General features: G+C 50.6%; 13 protein-coding genes. All 13 read right to left on the reverse strand.

The features are described 5' to 3' along the window. Positions 1–24: 24 nt before the first annotated feature. The gene (gene motB, locus HQN79_RS08185; RefSeq protein ID WP_173285464.1) at positions 25–906 is read right to left on the reverse strand and encodes a flagellar motor protein MotB; all 882 of its coding nucleotides are present in this window, start codon (positions 904–906) and stop codon (positions 25–27) included. A gap of 30 nt (positions 907–936) precedes the next feature. Continuing rightward, positions 937–1,788, reverse strand: a complete 852-nt coding sequence (gene motA / locus HQN79_RS08190; RefSeq protein ID WP_173285466.1) for a flagellar motor stator protein MotA — start codon at positions 1,786–1,788, stop codon at positions 937–939. An 82-nt stretch (positions 1,789–1,870) separates the two neighbouring features. Beyond that, the gene (locus tag HQN79_RS08195; protein ID WP_338065232.1) at positions 1,871–2,878 is read right to left on the reverse strand and encodes a methyl-accepting chemotaxis protein; all 1,008 of its coding nucleotides are present in this window, start codon (positions 2,876–2,878) and stop codon (positions 1,871–1,873) included. A gap of 9 nt (positions 2,879–2,887) precedes the next feature. Further along, a complete protein-coding gene (locus tag HQN79_RS08200; RefSeq protein ID WP_173285468.1) occupies positions 2,888–4,981 on the reverse strand; it encodes a flagellar hook-length control protein FliK in 2,094 nt (697 codons plus the stop codon). A gap of 79 nt (positions 4,982–5,060) precedes the next feature. After that, complete coding sequence (gene fliJ / locus HQN79_RS08205; RefSeq protein WP_173285470.1) at positions 5,061–5,510, reverse strand: flagellar export protein FliJ; 450 nt, start codon at positions 5,508–5,510, stop codon at positions 5,061–5,063. A gap of 16 nt (positions 5,511–5,526) precedes the next feature. Continuing rightward, entirely contained in the window at positions 5,527–6,810 is a 1,284-nt protein-coding gene (fliI, locus tag HQN79_RS08210) for a flagellar protein export ATPase FliI (RefSeq protein WP_238843456.1), read from the reverse strand. A gap of 73 nt (positions 6,811–6,883) precedes the next feature. Beyond that, positions 6,884–7,876: a FliH/SctL family protein gene (locus HQN79_RS08215; RefSeq protein WP_173285474.1), complete on the reverse strand. Its 993-nt coding sequence runs from the start codon at positions 7,874–7,876 to the stop codon at positions 6,884–6,886. Further along, a complete protein-coding gene (gene fliG / locus HQN79_RS08220) occupies positions 7,877–8,905 on the reverse strand; it encodes a flagellar motor switch protein FliG (RefSeq protein ID WP_173285475.1) in 1,029 nt (342 codons plus the stop codon). After that, positions 8,895–10,598: a flagellar basal-body MS-ring/collar protein FliF gene (fliF, locus tag HQN79_RS08225; RefSeq protein ID WP_173285476.1), complete on the reverse strand. Its 1,704-nt coding sequence runs from the start codon at positions 10,596–10,598 to the stop codon at positions 8,895–8,897. Before fliF ends, fliG begins: the two co-directional genes overlap by 11 nt. Before the next feature lie 49 nt (positions 10,599–10,647). Next, positions 10,648–10,989, reverse strand: a complete 342-nt coding sequence (fliE, locus tag HQN79_RS08230; protein WP_173285477.1) for a flagellar hook-basal body complex protein FliE — start codon at positions 10,987–10,989, stop codon at positions 10,648–10,650. Positions 10,990–11,189: 200 nt separating this feature from the next. After that, positions 11,190–12,650, reverse strand: a complete 1,461-nt coding sequence (locus HQN79_RS08235; protein WP_173285478.1) for a sigma-54-dependent transcriptional regulator — start codon at positions 12,648–12,650, stop codon at positions 11,190–11,192. A gap of 8 nt (positions 12,651–12,658) precedes the next feature. Then, positions 12,659–13,792 (reverse strand): sensor histidine kinase, encoded by a 1,134-nt coding sequence (locus tag HQN79_RS08240; RefSeq protein ID WP_173285480.1) that lies wholly within the window; start codon positions 13,790–13,792, stop codon positions 12,659–12,661. Positions 13,793–13,802: 10 nt separating this feature from the next. Then, positions 13,803–14,915, reverse strand: coding sequence for a sigma-54 interaction domain-containing protein (locus HQN79_RS08245; RefSeq protein WP_173285482.1), 1,113 nt, complete (start codon positions 14,913–14,915; stop codon positions 13,803–13,805). Positions 14,916–15,023: the final 108 nt, after the last annotated feature.

The raw sequence follows: 15,023 nt of genomic DNA on the forward strand, positions 1-15,023 counted from the left end.
ACTTTTGTCAATCAATTCGGTCAATCAAGGCTGTTGAAATATCATCTGATCCTGAAGATCTTCAATCTGCGGTGCCTCGCTCAGGCTGCGCAACTTCTCTTCCGCCTCTTTATTAAGAACAATAATACTGATTCGACGGTTACGTGGATTATACGGATTCTCCCTATCAAAAGGCACCGTATCCGACATTCCGACAACCTGAGCAATATGCGCGGCGTCGACCCCGCCTTCAATCAACAATCTACGGGCGGCATTGGCCCGGTCGGCTGAAAGTTCCCAGTTGGTATATTCCGAACTTGAATGATAACCCGACGAATCGGTATGTCCGGCAATACTGATTTTCTTATCCGTGTTCGCCAGAACCGATCCGACCTCTTTCAATAATTTAGCGGCATAATCTTTCGGCAGATCGACACCGGTACCGAACATCGGGCGTTTGCGATCGTCGAGAATCTGCACCTGCAAGCCGTTCGGCGTGATTTCTATCTTGAGCTGTTCTTTAAGCTGATTGAGTACATCGTTTTCGGTGATTTTATTCTCCAGCTCCAGCTTCATCGCTTCCATTTGCGCCAGCTCTTCTGCCTTGCCCGAGCCATCTTCTTCACCCTCTTTCCCCTTAGGCGCATCCTTGAAACCACCCATATCAATCATGGCATCGGACGTCTGTCCTGCTTCCTTGGTCTCTACCAGAGTAGAAGGCGAAGCTTCGATCACCGTCGGGTCGCGAAAAAATTCCGCCATCGCTTTCATCTCTTCGTCATTGGTTCCGCCAAGCACCCATAACATAAGAAAGAATGCCATTGCGGCAGTCATAAAATCGGCAAACGCAATTTTCCATGCCCCGCCATGAGCGACATGCGGACATTTGTTTAATCGCTTGATAATAATGGATTGTTCGTCACTCATGCTCTGTTCCTAACAATCTGCCGATCGAGTTTATTTCTGACTCTGCAGATATTCATCCAGTTCCTGGAAACTTGGACGATCATGTCCAGGTGCAGCCTTACGCCCGAACTCGACTGCAACCTGTGGCGCATAACCGTTCAAATTCGCCATAAGACAGGTTTTAATCACGTGAAAGAAAGCCGCCTCGGCATCGGCACGGTTTGCCAACTCGGAAGAGATCGGAGCAACAAAACCGTAAGCAACCAGAATCCCCAAGAAAGTCCCGACTAGAGCAACCGACATATGATGGGCAATTTCCATCGGCCCGGCATCCAGATAAGTCATGGTAATCACGATCCCCAAAACCGCTGCCACAATACCGAATGCAGGCAAAGCTTCGGCAACCTTACCGATAGCGCCGCTGGGCATCATCGCCTCATGATGATGCGCATCCAGTTCCAATATCATCAAGTCTTCAAGCTGATATGGATTGCTGGCACCACTGACCATCAATCGTAAATAATCACAGATAAAGTCGACGGCATGATGGTTTTTAACCACATTTGGCGCGCTGTTGAACAGCTCGCTGGAATGAGGCTCTTCAATATCCGCCTCAATAGCCATTAAACCCTCGCGGCGTGCTTTATTGAAAATTTTAAACATCAATCCAAGCAATTCAAGGAACAGCTCTTTATTGTAAGGAGACGGTTTTGCCAGCCCCAAAGCGCCGGAAAACCCTGCTTTGATCACCCAGCCCGGGTTGGCGATGATGTAAGCACCCAGTGCACCACCACAAATAATCAAGACTTCCAGCGGTTGTATCAGAATGCCGAAACTGCCGTGCGGGAGGTATCCCCCTAACAGCGTTCCTATGACCACTAAAGTACCGGCAATTGCTTTCATTATAAATTCTTCCTGTCTCTTAACTCTCTACAGCAAACCGCTGTCCAGAATTTGACACCTTGAACGGTTATTTTCTCTCGTTTCAGTCACTCTGCAAGACTCGGGCCAACTCACTCTGCGCACCTTTGAGCTGTTCAAGATTCTGATCGATTTCCGATAGAATACGACTCACCTGACTGGCTTCGTTCTGAGTCGCTCCGACGCGCCCCTGGCCACTTTCCATGACCTGAACCGCATTACGGGCCCGCTGTTGCAGCTCTTCGATAATACTTTGAATCTCGGTCGTCGCCTGCTGCGTTTTCCCCGCCAAGATGCGGACTTCATCCGCTACCACAGCGAAACCGCGTCCATGCTCACCGGCACGGGCCGCTTCGATTGCCGCATTCAATGCCAGAAGATTAGTCTGTTCGGCGATATCACGAATCAGAACCAATACCGTACCGATATTGCTGGAATCTTCTTCCAACTGCTTAATTACCGTTGAAGCATGCTCGACTTCATCCGTCAAACCGGAAACTTCGGAGATAACCTGCTGTGCCGACCCCATTCCCTGCTGAGAACCTTCGGACAATTCACCGACCAGAGCGGAAAGTTTCTGCGACAATCCAGCCAGTTCGGCTCGATCATAAGATTCCGTCTGCTGAACGACGGGGGCAGAACTCATCTCTTGTTGCTGAGCATAACAGGCCGCGAGCGTTTCATTTAACTCTTCCATCTGCTGTTCAAGTTCCTGCGCCCTGGATTGAGCACTTGAAGCTTCAATCATCTGCTTGGTGACCGCTTCCGAAGCGGACTGCAGCAAATTATTCAACGCAGTGACCAGTCGCGGATCACTGGTTTCGGATTTAATCTCGACCGTAAAATCTTCACCACGACTGATTTTACGAACCTGTTCGACCAACTCTTCCTGATCACAGCTTCCCGGCTTGTTACACCAAAAGAGGTAAACCAAGGCCCCGACAATCACGGCACTGACCAAAGCGACCAGAGCGACAAAACCGATCGTCGGTATACCAGCAATCTCTGACCCTGCCTGAGCGGAACCGGCGAGCATCAATAAACCACTAAAAGTCACAAAGCGCATTTTCATATTCTGCTCCTAGGCATAAAAGTCGACAAGACTGTCGGAAGACAGTACATCTGCAAGCTGCTCATCACTCTCTGAGACTGCGCTGCTTCCAGACTGTTTAAAATTTCCTGACGATTGCGCCAACTCTTCTTGATCCGCCTGCTGGTCGGCAAAAGAGTCACCGCTATTCACATCCACTGAAGTCAGGTTCACTCCGGCCTGCTCCATCATTTCACGCAAACGCGGGATAGATGCATCGATTGCCTCACGCGTTGCTCCGTTTTGCGCGACAACGCTCAACTGAACCTGCTGATCGCGATCAAAATGCAATTTAATCTGAATCGGTCCGAGTTTTTCCGGGTTCAATGTAATCTGCGCCTGCTGAACCTGAGCATTAAGCATGTAGTTCACTCTCTGACCGAATGCCTGGCCCCATTGAGGGTGCTTCACCGGCAAAGGAATCGTTTGCATCGAAGGCGGCAAAGTCGCACGTCGCTCGCCACTGAGTCCCTCGGCGGTATTACCACCGTCCATCAGAACCGAAGCTCTCTGCAAGGCTTCATCCGCAGCCCGGGTCAGCGCCTGCTGACGCGCGCCGACATCCTGATCCATACGTTGCTGACTCATCTGCGCAGACAGATTTTGTCCAAATTGACTGAACTGTTGTCCCTGCTGTTGAGACGCTTGACCACCTGACGAACTCCCCTGACCTCCGGCTGCGCTCTGTTCTCCACCGGCAGAAACTTGTGTCGACCAGTTCGCGGTTTGCGCACTGGCTGAGGTTGATCCACCGGCTGACGAAGACGCCGTTGCCTGAGTCAGGCCGGCAGAGGAAGCCGGAACAGAGGACTGCGCATTATGGTTTATTTCGACAGTTTTCTGAGCGGCTTGCATTGTCTGCGCAACCGCATCTTCAGCTTGTTTCTGCTCTGAAACCAATCCTTCCACATGATCCGCCGTAGAATCAACAGAAACCTTTACTTCTGCATTAGCGGTCGGCAGCACATCTTCGTCCAAATCCGACAGCAAAGCCTCTTGATGCAACTCCTCGCTCAAGTCCGCTTCAGTCTGTTCATCAGTGCCTAAGGATGCCAAATTCTCTGGTACATCCTCGTTGTGAACAGAATCTGCCACCTCAACCGGTTGTTCAGTGAACTCGGCACTCATCTCGGTTATATCTTGTTCAGATTCCGCTACGGACTGCCCATTATCCTTGTTTGCCGTCGGGCGTACAGTATTTGGGTCAACTTTTTCGTCGCTTAGACGATTTTTCTGTTGGATATTCGATGAAACCTCAACCAGAGGCTTGTCTTTCTCACCATTTCGCTCATTGAACGCTTCGCCAAACGAAACATCAGAAACCGTTTTCAACGTATCGGCAGACGTTTTAAACCCTATAACAACTTCGGTTTCAAGACCGGCTTCCGTCGTTAGAGAGTCGATATTAGTCTGGAGCTGATCGGCAATCTCTTCCTCGCTCATATTCGGAGAAATACCTGTCCTCAAATCGGCATTAAGCTGCTGTTTCGGCACCTCCGCCAACTCCGGGTAAGCTTTCTGAAGGCGGTTCGACAACGCATTCACAACCTGACTCGGTTGATTTCCTGATTGCTGCAGACTTCTCAACCATCCTTGAGGCAATTGCAGCAACGATTCCGTATCCGAAGAGTCGGTATTTTCAGCATCCAAAAAATCAGGTACCCGTTCAGAAGATATTTCTGCTTCCCCCGTCAGGGAATCCGCTTCCAGACTCGAAGTAGCAGCAGGAGAAACTGCATTCGCCATTCCGCGCTCAAGACGCTCCGCAACCTCATCACCCTTCCCCAACAAACGATGAATTGCCATCGAAACCGAATCGACTGACTCTCCGTCGCCGGTGTCCAACAAAGCGTTCGCAACACCTTTAAACGCGGCAGGGTTGTCAGCATCCAGCGCTTTATCGGATCGTTTCTCCGACCATTCAGAAATTGATCCCATCCGCCCTTTCAAACTCTCAAAAAGTTCAGGGAAAGCGGTCTTATCCTGCGAATGTGGCAATTCTTGCCCGTCGGCGGCAGAGCCTTTCAAAGCGGCAACGGCACTGATAGCGGGACTTCTCTCTTGCGTGTGTTCAAGCACTAACATGGTTATCTCTCTCTGCTTGTTCGTTTTACCAAGTGCTCAGCAACTACCATGCCTATTTCTAGATTGCTTTAAAATTACTTTAGTGATGAGAGTGGGAGTTTTGGAAGGCTTGCTGGGAAGCAAGTTCATCAAGCATTTTCTGTTCTTGACGACTAAGACGGGAATCCATCTGTTTCTGTTTTTTGTCATACAACGATTGCAAGGCTTTTAACCGCGCTCTTTTTTCGCGCCAGGCATCCAACGCCTTTTCAACCATTTCCTGTTTTTCAGTCACCTGCTGAGTCTGCGCGGCAATAGCCTGATGCAACTTTTCGCCGAAAGCCTGATGCGTACGTAACTCGATCACGCCCATCGCCACTTTAGCTGTCGGCGCCTGAGCATACTCATCGGTATAGGCCTTTAGCGACTCTAACTGCTGCTGGGCATTCTGGAATTGTTCCTGCATATAGGCGACGGTTTTACCGGCGTTATCCATTTCGATTTCCGCCAACTCAACCAGTTTATGCCATCGCTGCAAATTACTCGCCATTCAGCCTCCAACCCCGTCAGCCCAAAGCACGCTTAAGCGCATTCAATGAGTGCTCAAACGGATACTGCTCTTTAATCGCTTGCGCAAGGAATCCATTCAAAGCTTCCTGCTTATCGATCGACTCGTCAATCAGCGTATCGGATCCCCGTCTATAGGCTCCGACATGAATCAGATCCTGATTCTGCTGGTAGGCGGAATACAACTGCTTGAATCTTCTCGCCATCGCGATCTGGTCATCTGAAACAATTTCAACCATAACGCGACTGACGGAAGATTCGATATCAATGGCCGGGTAACGTCCACTATCGGCAACTTCCCGCGATAAAACGATATGTCCGTCCAGCACGCCTCGAGCCGAATCCACAACGGGATCAGACTGATCATCCCCTTCCGCCAGCACCGTATAGATGGCGGTAATCGAACCACCGCCGGTACTGCCATTGCCGGCTCTTTCGACCAGTTGCGGCAGCTTGGCAAATACCGATGGCGGATACCCTTTGCTGGCAGGAGGTTCCCCTACGGCCAACGCAATCTCCCTCTGAGCTTGGGCAAATCGGGTAAGCGAATCCATCAGCAACAAGACGTTTTTTCCCTGATCCCGAAAATACTCGGCAATCGAAGTCGCCAGCATAGCCCCATGTAAACGCATCAACGGCGGATCATCGGCCGGAGTGGCGACCACGACGGATCGTTTAAGCCCTTCTTCACCAAGGTTGTTACGAACGAAATCGTTAACTTCACGTCCCCTTTCGCCGACCAGACCGACTACGACTACATCCGCATTGGTAAAACGCGTCATCATACCGAGCAGAACACTTTTACCGACACCGGTACCAGCCATCAGACCGACCCTTTGCCCCTGCCCAAGAGTTAAAAGCGCGTTAATCGCTTTAATACCGACATCCAGCGGTTCGGAGATAGGACGCCGGCTCAAAGGATTGATCTTCTTACCGCTCAACGAGACGTAACGCTCGACTTTGATAGGGCCTTTACCGTCCAAAGGCTTGGCAGAACCGTCCACAACCCGACCGAGAAGCGCCGGCCCGACTCCGACTTTAATACCGCCCTCGACCGGCACAACCTTGGCATTCGGTGCGAGGCCGTGAATACTGCCGATCGCCATTAAATACAGACGGTCGTTATGAAAGCCGACGACTTCGGCCTCGACCGGAGGTTCGTTACCGTTAAAAATCTGACAGCGGGATCCGATAGCCGCATAGGTGCCGACGACTTCCAGCGTCATTCCGACCATACGAACCAGACGTCCGGCGACCTGTAAGGAAGGTTTTTGCCAGTGCATCTGGCGAAGGGTTTGCAGCTTATCTTCCAACCCCGAATTCAGCGTTTCACGGAATTGGTCGATATCTATGGCATTAGGTGACGTTTGCGGATTGTCCAGACGATCTTTCGACATCCTCATCCTCCCAGTTCTGAACCTCCGAATCCGCTGCAGTCGCCGGTGCAGAGAGCTCCGAATCAATCTCGCCGCTCCCCTGACTTTCAGACTCGATTTCTTCGGCTGACAAGGCTTCACCATCCCACGGCATACTATCGAGAGAATCTTCGCCGGATTCAGCGGAAATCTCTTGATCATTCAGCATTTTGGCATTGGCGGCCAGCTGCTCCTGCAGACTGACAAAACGCTTCTGCCAACAGTTATGCACGGAACTGTCGTTCTGTTTGACCAGACAACTTCCCGGGCGGATCTTGGGATCCGCACTGAGTCGCCATTGCTGCCCCCACTGCGGTTGAATCTCTTCAAGAAACGCCAAATCGTCCGGGTTCAAAAAAACCTCGATCGTCTCATCCGACTCCGGAAGCGCCTGAATCGACTCTTGAACAACTTGATTCAGCCATTCGGTATTTTTCGGTAAGTGTTCGTTAAGTAACTGCTCGGCAAGGAATGAGGAAAATGCGACAATTTCATCAAAAAGTTTCTGCCGCATCTGTTGCTGAGGCGCCTGCAGACTTTGCAGAAGACGGGTCGCCGTTTCGATTTTTGGGAAAAGAAATTCTCGTGTTTCCGAATAGGCCTGCGATTTACCGGTTGCCAATCCTTCTTCCTGACCGACTTTAAATCCGGCTTCATACCCTTCCTGGTAAGCCGAATCGTAAACCTCTTTTTGCAAAATCTCACTGCGCTTCTGCAATTCCGGCTGAATCTTGCGTTCAACCTCCTGCATGATCGTTTGCTGTTTGAGCGCTTCCTGCTCCTGTTCAACTTCTTCAAAGTCGCTCAGAGACCAAGGGGTTATTGCCTCTCTCGGAACCTTGGCAGACAACTCCTCTTCGGAGATCAACTGTCCCTGTATCAGAGGCTGCACAAGTTGCTTGGCATTCTGGGCGTCATCATGAGAACCGGACATTTACACGAACTCCTCCCCGGCGCCCGGCATCATAATCTTCTCTTCTTCCGCCAGACGTCGGACAATCTGGATAATCGTTCTCTGTGCATCTTCTACCGCGCTGAGCTTGACTGGTGCGCCGGTTTCCAGGTCATCACGAATAATTTCTGCCTGACGTTTAGAGACATTGGACAGGAATTTCTCGCGCAACTTATTGTCCGCACCTTTAAGCGCAACAATCAGTACATCGCTTGGAATTTCGCCAACCAGAGTCTGAATACCACGGTCGTCGATACCGTTAATATCGTCGAAGACGAACATTTTGTCCTGAATCGCACGACTGACATCTTCATGCTCGACCGAAATATCATCCAGAATACGCGTATCGACACCACCGCCGACCAGGTTAAGGATCTCGGCCGCACGTTTCTCACCACCGATAGCCGCCAGCTTACCGCCTTCTCCATCACCTGAGGCCGCTTCAAGGACTCTATTCAAATCAAACAATGCGCGTGGCTGAATGGTAGACAGGGTTGCAATACGGTAGATAACTTCCGCCTGAAAACGTTCAGGTATTCCGCGCAGCACTTCGGCAGCCTGATCGGAGTCGAAATACGACAATACGATCGCCACCACCTGAGGGTGTTCGTTACGCAACATATTGGCGATGGTTGAAGGATGCATCCATTTCAATGCCTCCAGTCCTTTCACCTGATCGCCCAGCATCGTGGCGTCAAGCATGCTGCCGGCCCCCTCACCCAATGCATCCGCCATAAGTGACTGCGCATATTCGCTCGGATCCACACCCAGTGCATCTTCACCCAACTCGTTAAGGAAAGAGCGCATGACATAATGAATGTCACTGTGGCTGACGCTTTCGACGGAGGTCATCGCAGACCCCAACTGCTGAACTTCCCGCGGATTCAGGTGCCCCAATACTTTGGCTGCAGTCTCCTTGCCCAAAGCAAGCAGAAATATGGAGGCCATTTCAATACTGGGGATATCTCTTTGAGGTACTTTTTCCTCAATCTGAGCGTTATCATCTGCCATCTCTAGTACCTGTATTTATCCATTGACGCAGCACATGAGCCGCCACTTTCGGGTCGTTTTCGACAATCGAGCGAACCTTCTCGAGAAGTTCGTGTTCAGCCTGCGATTCCGCTTCTACCGAAGCCGCCGTCTTCTCGACTTCCTCGTTCATCTGCTCAAGCGCTTTGGAAATCTCGTCCGCATTTTCAAGCTCTTCGGCATCTTCTGCCACTTCTTCCGGATACTCCAAAATCTGCTCTTCGCGTTTCGACAGATCTCTCAGAAGCGGTCGGATAACACCGAGAATAATGATCAATACTGCCAGACCTGCAAGGAACTGCTTAACAAAATCCCAGAACCAGGCTTCCTGCCAGATCGGCGTGGTTTCGACCGGCTCTTCCGGCGTCACCGCAAATGACGCGTTAACCACCGTCAGAGTGTCGCCACGAGCTTCGTCTAAAGCCACGGTATCACTTACCAGCTGACGATAACGGAGAAGTTCATCGTCGGTCATGGCAACACGCTCTACCAGACCTTCATCATTTAAAGCCGTCTTGTCATCCAGCACCACGGCGACGGAAAGACGACGAATGCTGCCGACCGAATTCTTGATATGGCTGATGGTACGATCCAGCTCATAGTTACGGGTTTTCTTTTCACTGGAACTTTTGAGATTCGGATCACCTTCCGGCGAATACCCCTCTTCCGGTGCCAGACCTGCCCGCGGAGGCTGATTGGTCAAAGCACCGGGGATACCGGTCGGGCCGTTGTCACGGTTAATTTCGCGAATTTCCTGCTCCGAACGGATCGCATCCGGATCGGGCTGGTAGTTCTCACGCGTCTGCTCTTCCTGAGTAAAATCCAATTCGGCCGTTACCTGAGCACGAACCTTATGAACCCCACCAACGATCGGCGCCAAAAGATCGACAATTCGGTTGGAAAGCGTCTGTTCAACCTGACGGGTATAGTCCAGCTGCTTCATGCTCATATGCAGCATGCTGTTACTGCTTCGGGTTTCGTCAGTGAGAAGATTTCCGTTCTGATCGACGACCGTTACATCGGTCGGTTCCATATTCGGAATACTGGATGAGACCAGGTAGACAATGGAGCTGACCTGCTCTTCATTCAGAGAGCGGCCGGGATAGAGCTTGACTGCAACCGATGCCGACGGCTTCTGTTGCTTACGAACAAACACTGAACGTTTCGGCAAACCGAGCATAACCCGGGCCGATTTAACGGCATTAATACTGGCTACCGATTTGGCCAGCTCGCCTTCAAGCGCACGATGGTATTGAGTGGTTTCCTTGAACTGGGAGATCCCGAACCCCTGTTCGACATCCAGCAGCTGATAGCCGCTGGCGGCCTGCTTGGGAAATCCGGCCGCGGCCAGTTTCAAGCGCAGTGAATGCACCTGATCCGACGGCACCAGAATGCCGCCGCTATTGGTATCGATTTTGTACTGAACGGCATCCTGCTCGAGCGTCTGAACAATTTCGTTCATATCCTGAGGATCGATACTGCCGAAGAGCAATGTATAAGGCTTGGCCTGAGACCACATAACGATCCCGACGACCAGCGCCAGAACCGCAGCCAAGGCAACCACCAATCCCACTTGTTTGGCAATCGGAAGAGAGGTCAGATTATTAATAAACGTCGACCCCGCCGAAGGCGGCGTGTCCAGAGGATTATTAATGGTTGCTTGAGGTTCTGCCATAGGACAATCTTTTCTTTAATGACGGGCTATCGGAATTTACAGAGCATAATTAAATCGGCATCTGAGTAATTTCTTTATAAGCGTCGACCAGTTTATTACGAACCTGAGTCATCGCTTGAAACGACAGACTGGCTTTCTGCGCCTGTAACATGACTTCCGAAAGTTCGACACCCGGGTCGCCACGTTCGAAAGATTCTTTCATCTCTTTGGATAGATTCTGCTGCTCGTTGACCGCTTCGATCGAGCTATTGAGTAACTGGGCAAAATTTTCCGGTTTACCTGCTGCCTCAACAGACTGAATCCCTTGCAGGGGATCAACCGGCTTCGATTGTGCCTGCGCTGCCAAAGAGCGCATCTGCAACATTAAACTTTGCGTATCCACTGTACTCATTTTTCGCTCGTCTCCGTAATAGCCCGTTTCGATCAAAATATTCTTTTGCAGAAACGAGCAAAGCTTGTGCCACTTGCCGAGTTTTATTCATAATCCTGGCTGGCATTATAGCCTTTTCACCCAATTCAACCTTAATTTAATCAAGGGAAACGCATGGGTTTAACCATTTTTATGACTCTACCGCGTTTATAGCCCGACAGTTAAGGAACTTCAACCCCCTGCTCCTTAAGCTTAGCTATTTTATAACGCAGGGTTCGCGGACTGATATTGAGCGCCTCGGCAGTTTTTTGACGGTGCCCGGAAAACTGCTTAAGGGTTTGCAGTATCAGTTGCATTTCCCGCGCTTTAAGATCGACAGGCAAGGCTTCTTCAAAAAAACTGGTTTCGGTAAATTCCGCTTCATCATTACGCACAAACGCCTCACGCGGATGCGTTTCAGCCTCTCGACTTTCAACATCGCTGAACTGTTCCGAAGATGCGTCGGATGAATTATCCGGTACAACCGTTTCGCTTTCGCCGCTCAAACTTAAAGTGATATCCATTCCGTCATCCAACAGGATATCGCTCTCTTTAATGGTGTCACCGGTCATCATGAGCAAAGCGCGCTGAATAACATTATCCAACTCACGAATATTGCCTGGCCAGCCGTACTGCAGTAAACGCTTCATAGCCGGCGCGGAAATCATCGGTTGCACTCGGCTCAAACCGCAGTGTCGTTGAATAAGACGCTCGGCAATCGCCGCAATGTCTTTCGGACGTTCTTTAAGCGTCGGCAGACGCATCGGAAAGACATTCAAGCGATAATACAGGTCTTCACGGAAACCGCCTTCACGAATTGCGCTTTTCATATCGATATTGGAGGCGCTTAACACACGAACGTCCAACTGCAGTGGCTTAGTACTACCGATACGCTCCACTTCCCTTTCCTGCAACACTCGCAATAATTTAGCCTGCAGGTCGGCCTTCATCTCACCAATTTCATCCAGAAACAAGGTTCCGCCCTGCGCCTGCTCGAACTTCCCCGGCATGGCTTTATAAGCGCCGGTAAAGGAACCTTTTTCATAACCGAACAGTGTGGCTTCAAGCATATTTTCCGGAATGGCAGCGCAGTTTATAGCAACAAACGGCTGTCGTGCACGTCCGGACTGAGCATGAATATAGCGTGCTAACACTTCCTTACCGGTACCGCTGGCTCCGCTGATATAGACACTGGCATCGCTCTGAGCCACTTTTTTTGCCATCATTTTCAGCTGAATCGTCGCCGGATCGGCAGCCACAAAATCGTCTTCGCTTGACGCATCGCGGTTGAAATACGCCTGAGCCTTTTCTACCAGCACTTTGGCTTCAAACGGTTTTTCGATATAGTCGACCGCGCCGTATTTCATCGCTTCAACCGCCTGCTCTACAGTACCGTAGGCGGTCATCAGTACAATCGGTAAATAAGGCTTGAAGGCTCGGATCCGCTTCATCAACGTATAGCCATCCATGCCGTCCATACGGATATCACTGAAAACCATGCCGATTTCATCATCCAAAGCTTTCAGCGCTTCTTCGGCACTACTGACCGCAAGGACGTCGAAGTGATTGATGGTCAGAATGTCGACCAGTGCCTCCTGCAGTTCGGCATCGTCTTCAACCACCAGAATTTTCGCAATACTCATAGCCACTCCTATTCCGCCTCCAGAGGCAAACGGATTCCGAATTGAGAACCGTACCCGACAATCGATTTCACCCAGGCTTCGCCATGATGCGCTTCTGCAACCGCTCTGACGACCGCCAGACCCAAACCGGTTCCCTTGGCACGGCTGGTATAGAAAGGTTCAAAGACCTTATGCAGATTTTCCGCCTCAATCCCGGGGCCGTTGTCGCTGACGATGATATCAATATACGCTTCGCTTCGCTTGACACTGATGCGAATCAATGCCTGATCCGGAATATGATCAAGCGCATTATTGACCAGATTCTGCAAGGCCGTTGAAAGGCCGTCCATATCTCCGTTAATCTGCAGGTCACCGGCACTGTGATCATAACTCAGGTGGGCATGGGCATTATTCACCCGCTCTTCCAGGTTACGCATGGTCAAAGCGACGAGTTCTTCGACAGAAAGCGGTTTCCGCGAACTTTTACCGCCCTTGGCATACTGCAGCATATCCTGAACCAGAGATTCAAGATGATGCAGGCTGCTTTGGACTTTCAAGGCAAATTTTTCACGCTGCGCTTGCGTCAGTTCGGCTGCATTTAACTGAGAAACATAAAGAAGAGCTGAAGATAAAGGGGTTCGAATCTGGTGGGCCAGAGACGCCGCCATCTCGCCCATGGAGGTAAGTCTCTGATGACGGCTGACATGCTCCTGCAGTCGTCGTGCATCGGTCACATCTTGCAGCAGAAGAATTCGTCCGACTTCCTGATCCAGAGCGGTATTAGCCAATTGAAACACTTGCCCCTGATGGGTCACCAATTCACCGGCACTGTTTTTTTCAAGGAATACGTTGCGCTGAACAACCGGCCAGGTTCGTCCTTTCGCATCCTCTCCAAGGAGGTTTTCGGCGCTGGGGTTCATTTCGGTAATCCGGTTTTCACGGTCGAGGACAACAACGGAAGCGGGAAGAAGCTGCAGTAAACGAGTCAGACGGTCCGCCATCCGCTTCTTTTCGAGATCACTCTGCGCCAGCTGATCCTGAAGATCCGCCGTCCGCTTCTGGAGCGCGTTATAGCTTTCCGTCAATCGCTCGGAGGTCTGATTAAAGAGCGCAAACGCCTCTTCCAGCTCTTTGATTCGTTCTTGTTGCTCAGCTGACTGCAAAGCTTATCCTCTAGTTGAGTTCATATTTACGAATCTTCTCGACCAGAGTCGTACGATTGGTTTTCAAGAGTTTGGCGGCCTGAGAAACATTACCTTCGGTTTGCGAAAGCGCTTTCTGAATAAGTTTGACTTCCATCTCGACCAGATAGGATTTCAGGTCCAGACCGTTTTCCAGATCCATCACGCTTTCTTGCGCCGATGATTTATCAAGCGCGTCTTCCTGTACAGACTCCTTAAGCGCCACGCCTGCCGGCTGCGCATCCGTTATCTCGTCCGCTTGCGTTGTTGCGATAGCATCCTGTTCACCGACACTTGCCTCGATAACTGCCGCTTCGACAGGAATCGTATCGCTTACTTCGACCTGATAACGTTCCGGTAAATCCTCATAAGCCACCGTCTGACCTTCAAAAAGAATTGTTAAACGCTCAGCCAGATTCCCCAGCTCTCGCACATTCCCCGGCCACTGATATGCCTGTAAAGCACGCAACGCCTGCTCGGAAAGTTGCGGCGTCTGGCGTTCAGCCTGCTGAATCTGCGAAAACATGAAATCCAGCAACTCCGGAATATCCTCAGGCCTTTCACGCAAGGACGGCATCTCGATCGGAAAAACATTCAAGCGATAGAACAGATCCTCGCGGAAGTTGCCTTCGGTGATATGTTCTTCAAGGTTTCTATGGGTCGCCGCCACCACGCGAACATCACACTCAAAGGTCTTGTTTCCACCGACCCTTTCATAGTTTCTTTCCTGCAGTACCCGCAACAGTTTTACCTGCATCGGCAGAGGCATATCGCCGATTTCGTCCAGAAAAATCGTGCCTTTCTCCGCCATCTCAAAACGCCCTTTGCGTGCGGTAATCGCACCGGTGAAAGCGCCTTTTTCATGTCCGAACAATTCGCTTTCCAGTAACTCTCCCGGAATCGCTCCGCAGTTGATCGGAACAAATGCGCGTTCCGCTCTTTTGGAAGCGTTGTGAAGCGTTTGCGCCACCACCTCTTTCCCGGTTCCGGACTCTCCCAGAATCAGAACCGTCGCATCGGTTTTTGCGACCTGTTGAATCAATTTTTTGACTTTTTGCATGGCCGGGCCGGAGCCGACAAGAGAGGAAAACGGATCAAAAGACATTAACTGGACTCACCCTTCAAAGATTAGCTTCTATTTAAAAGGCAATAAGAGGAATTGTCAAAAAATTGACGTGCTTTTTACGAATTAGTGCGTAAAGATAATTTACTT

Origin of the sequence: Thiomicrorhabdus xiamenensis (genome assembly GCF_013282625.1) — a bacterium.
Taxonomy (GTDB): domain Bacteria; phylum Pseudomonadota; class Gammaproteobacteria; order Thiomicrospirales; family Thiomicrospiraceae; genus Thiomicrorhabdus; species Thiomicrorhabdus xiamenensis.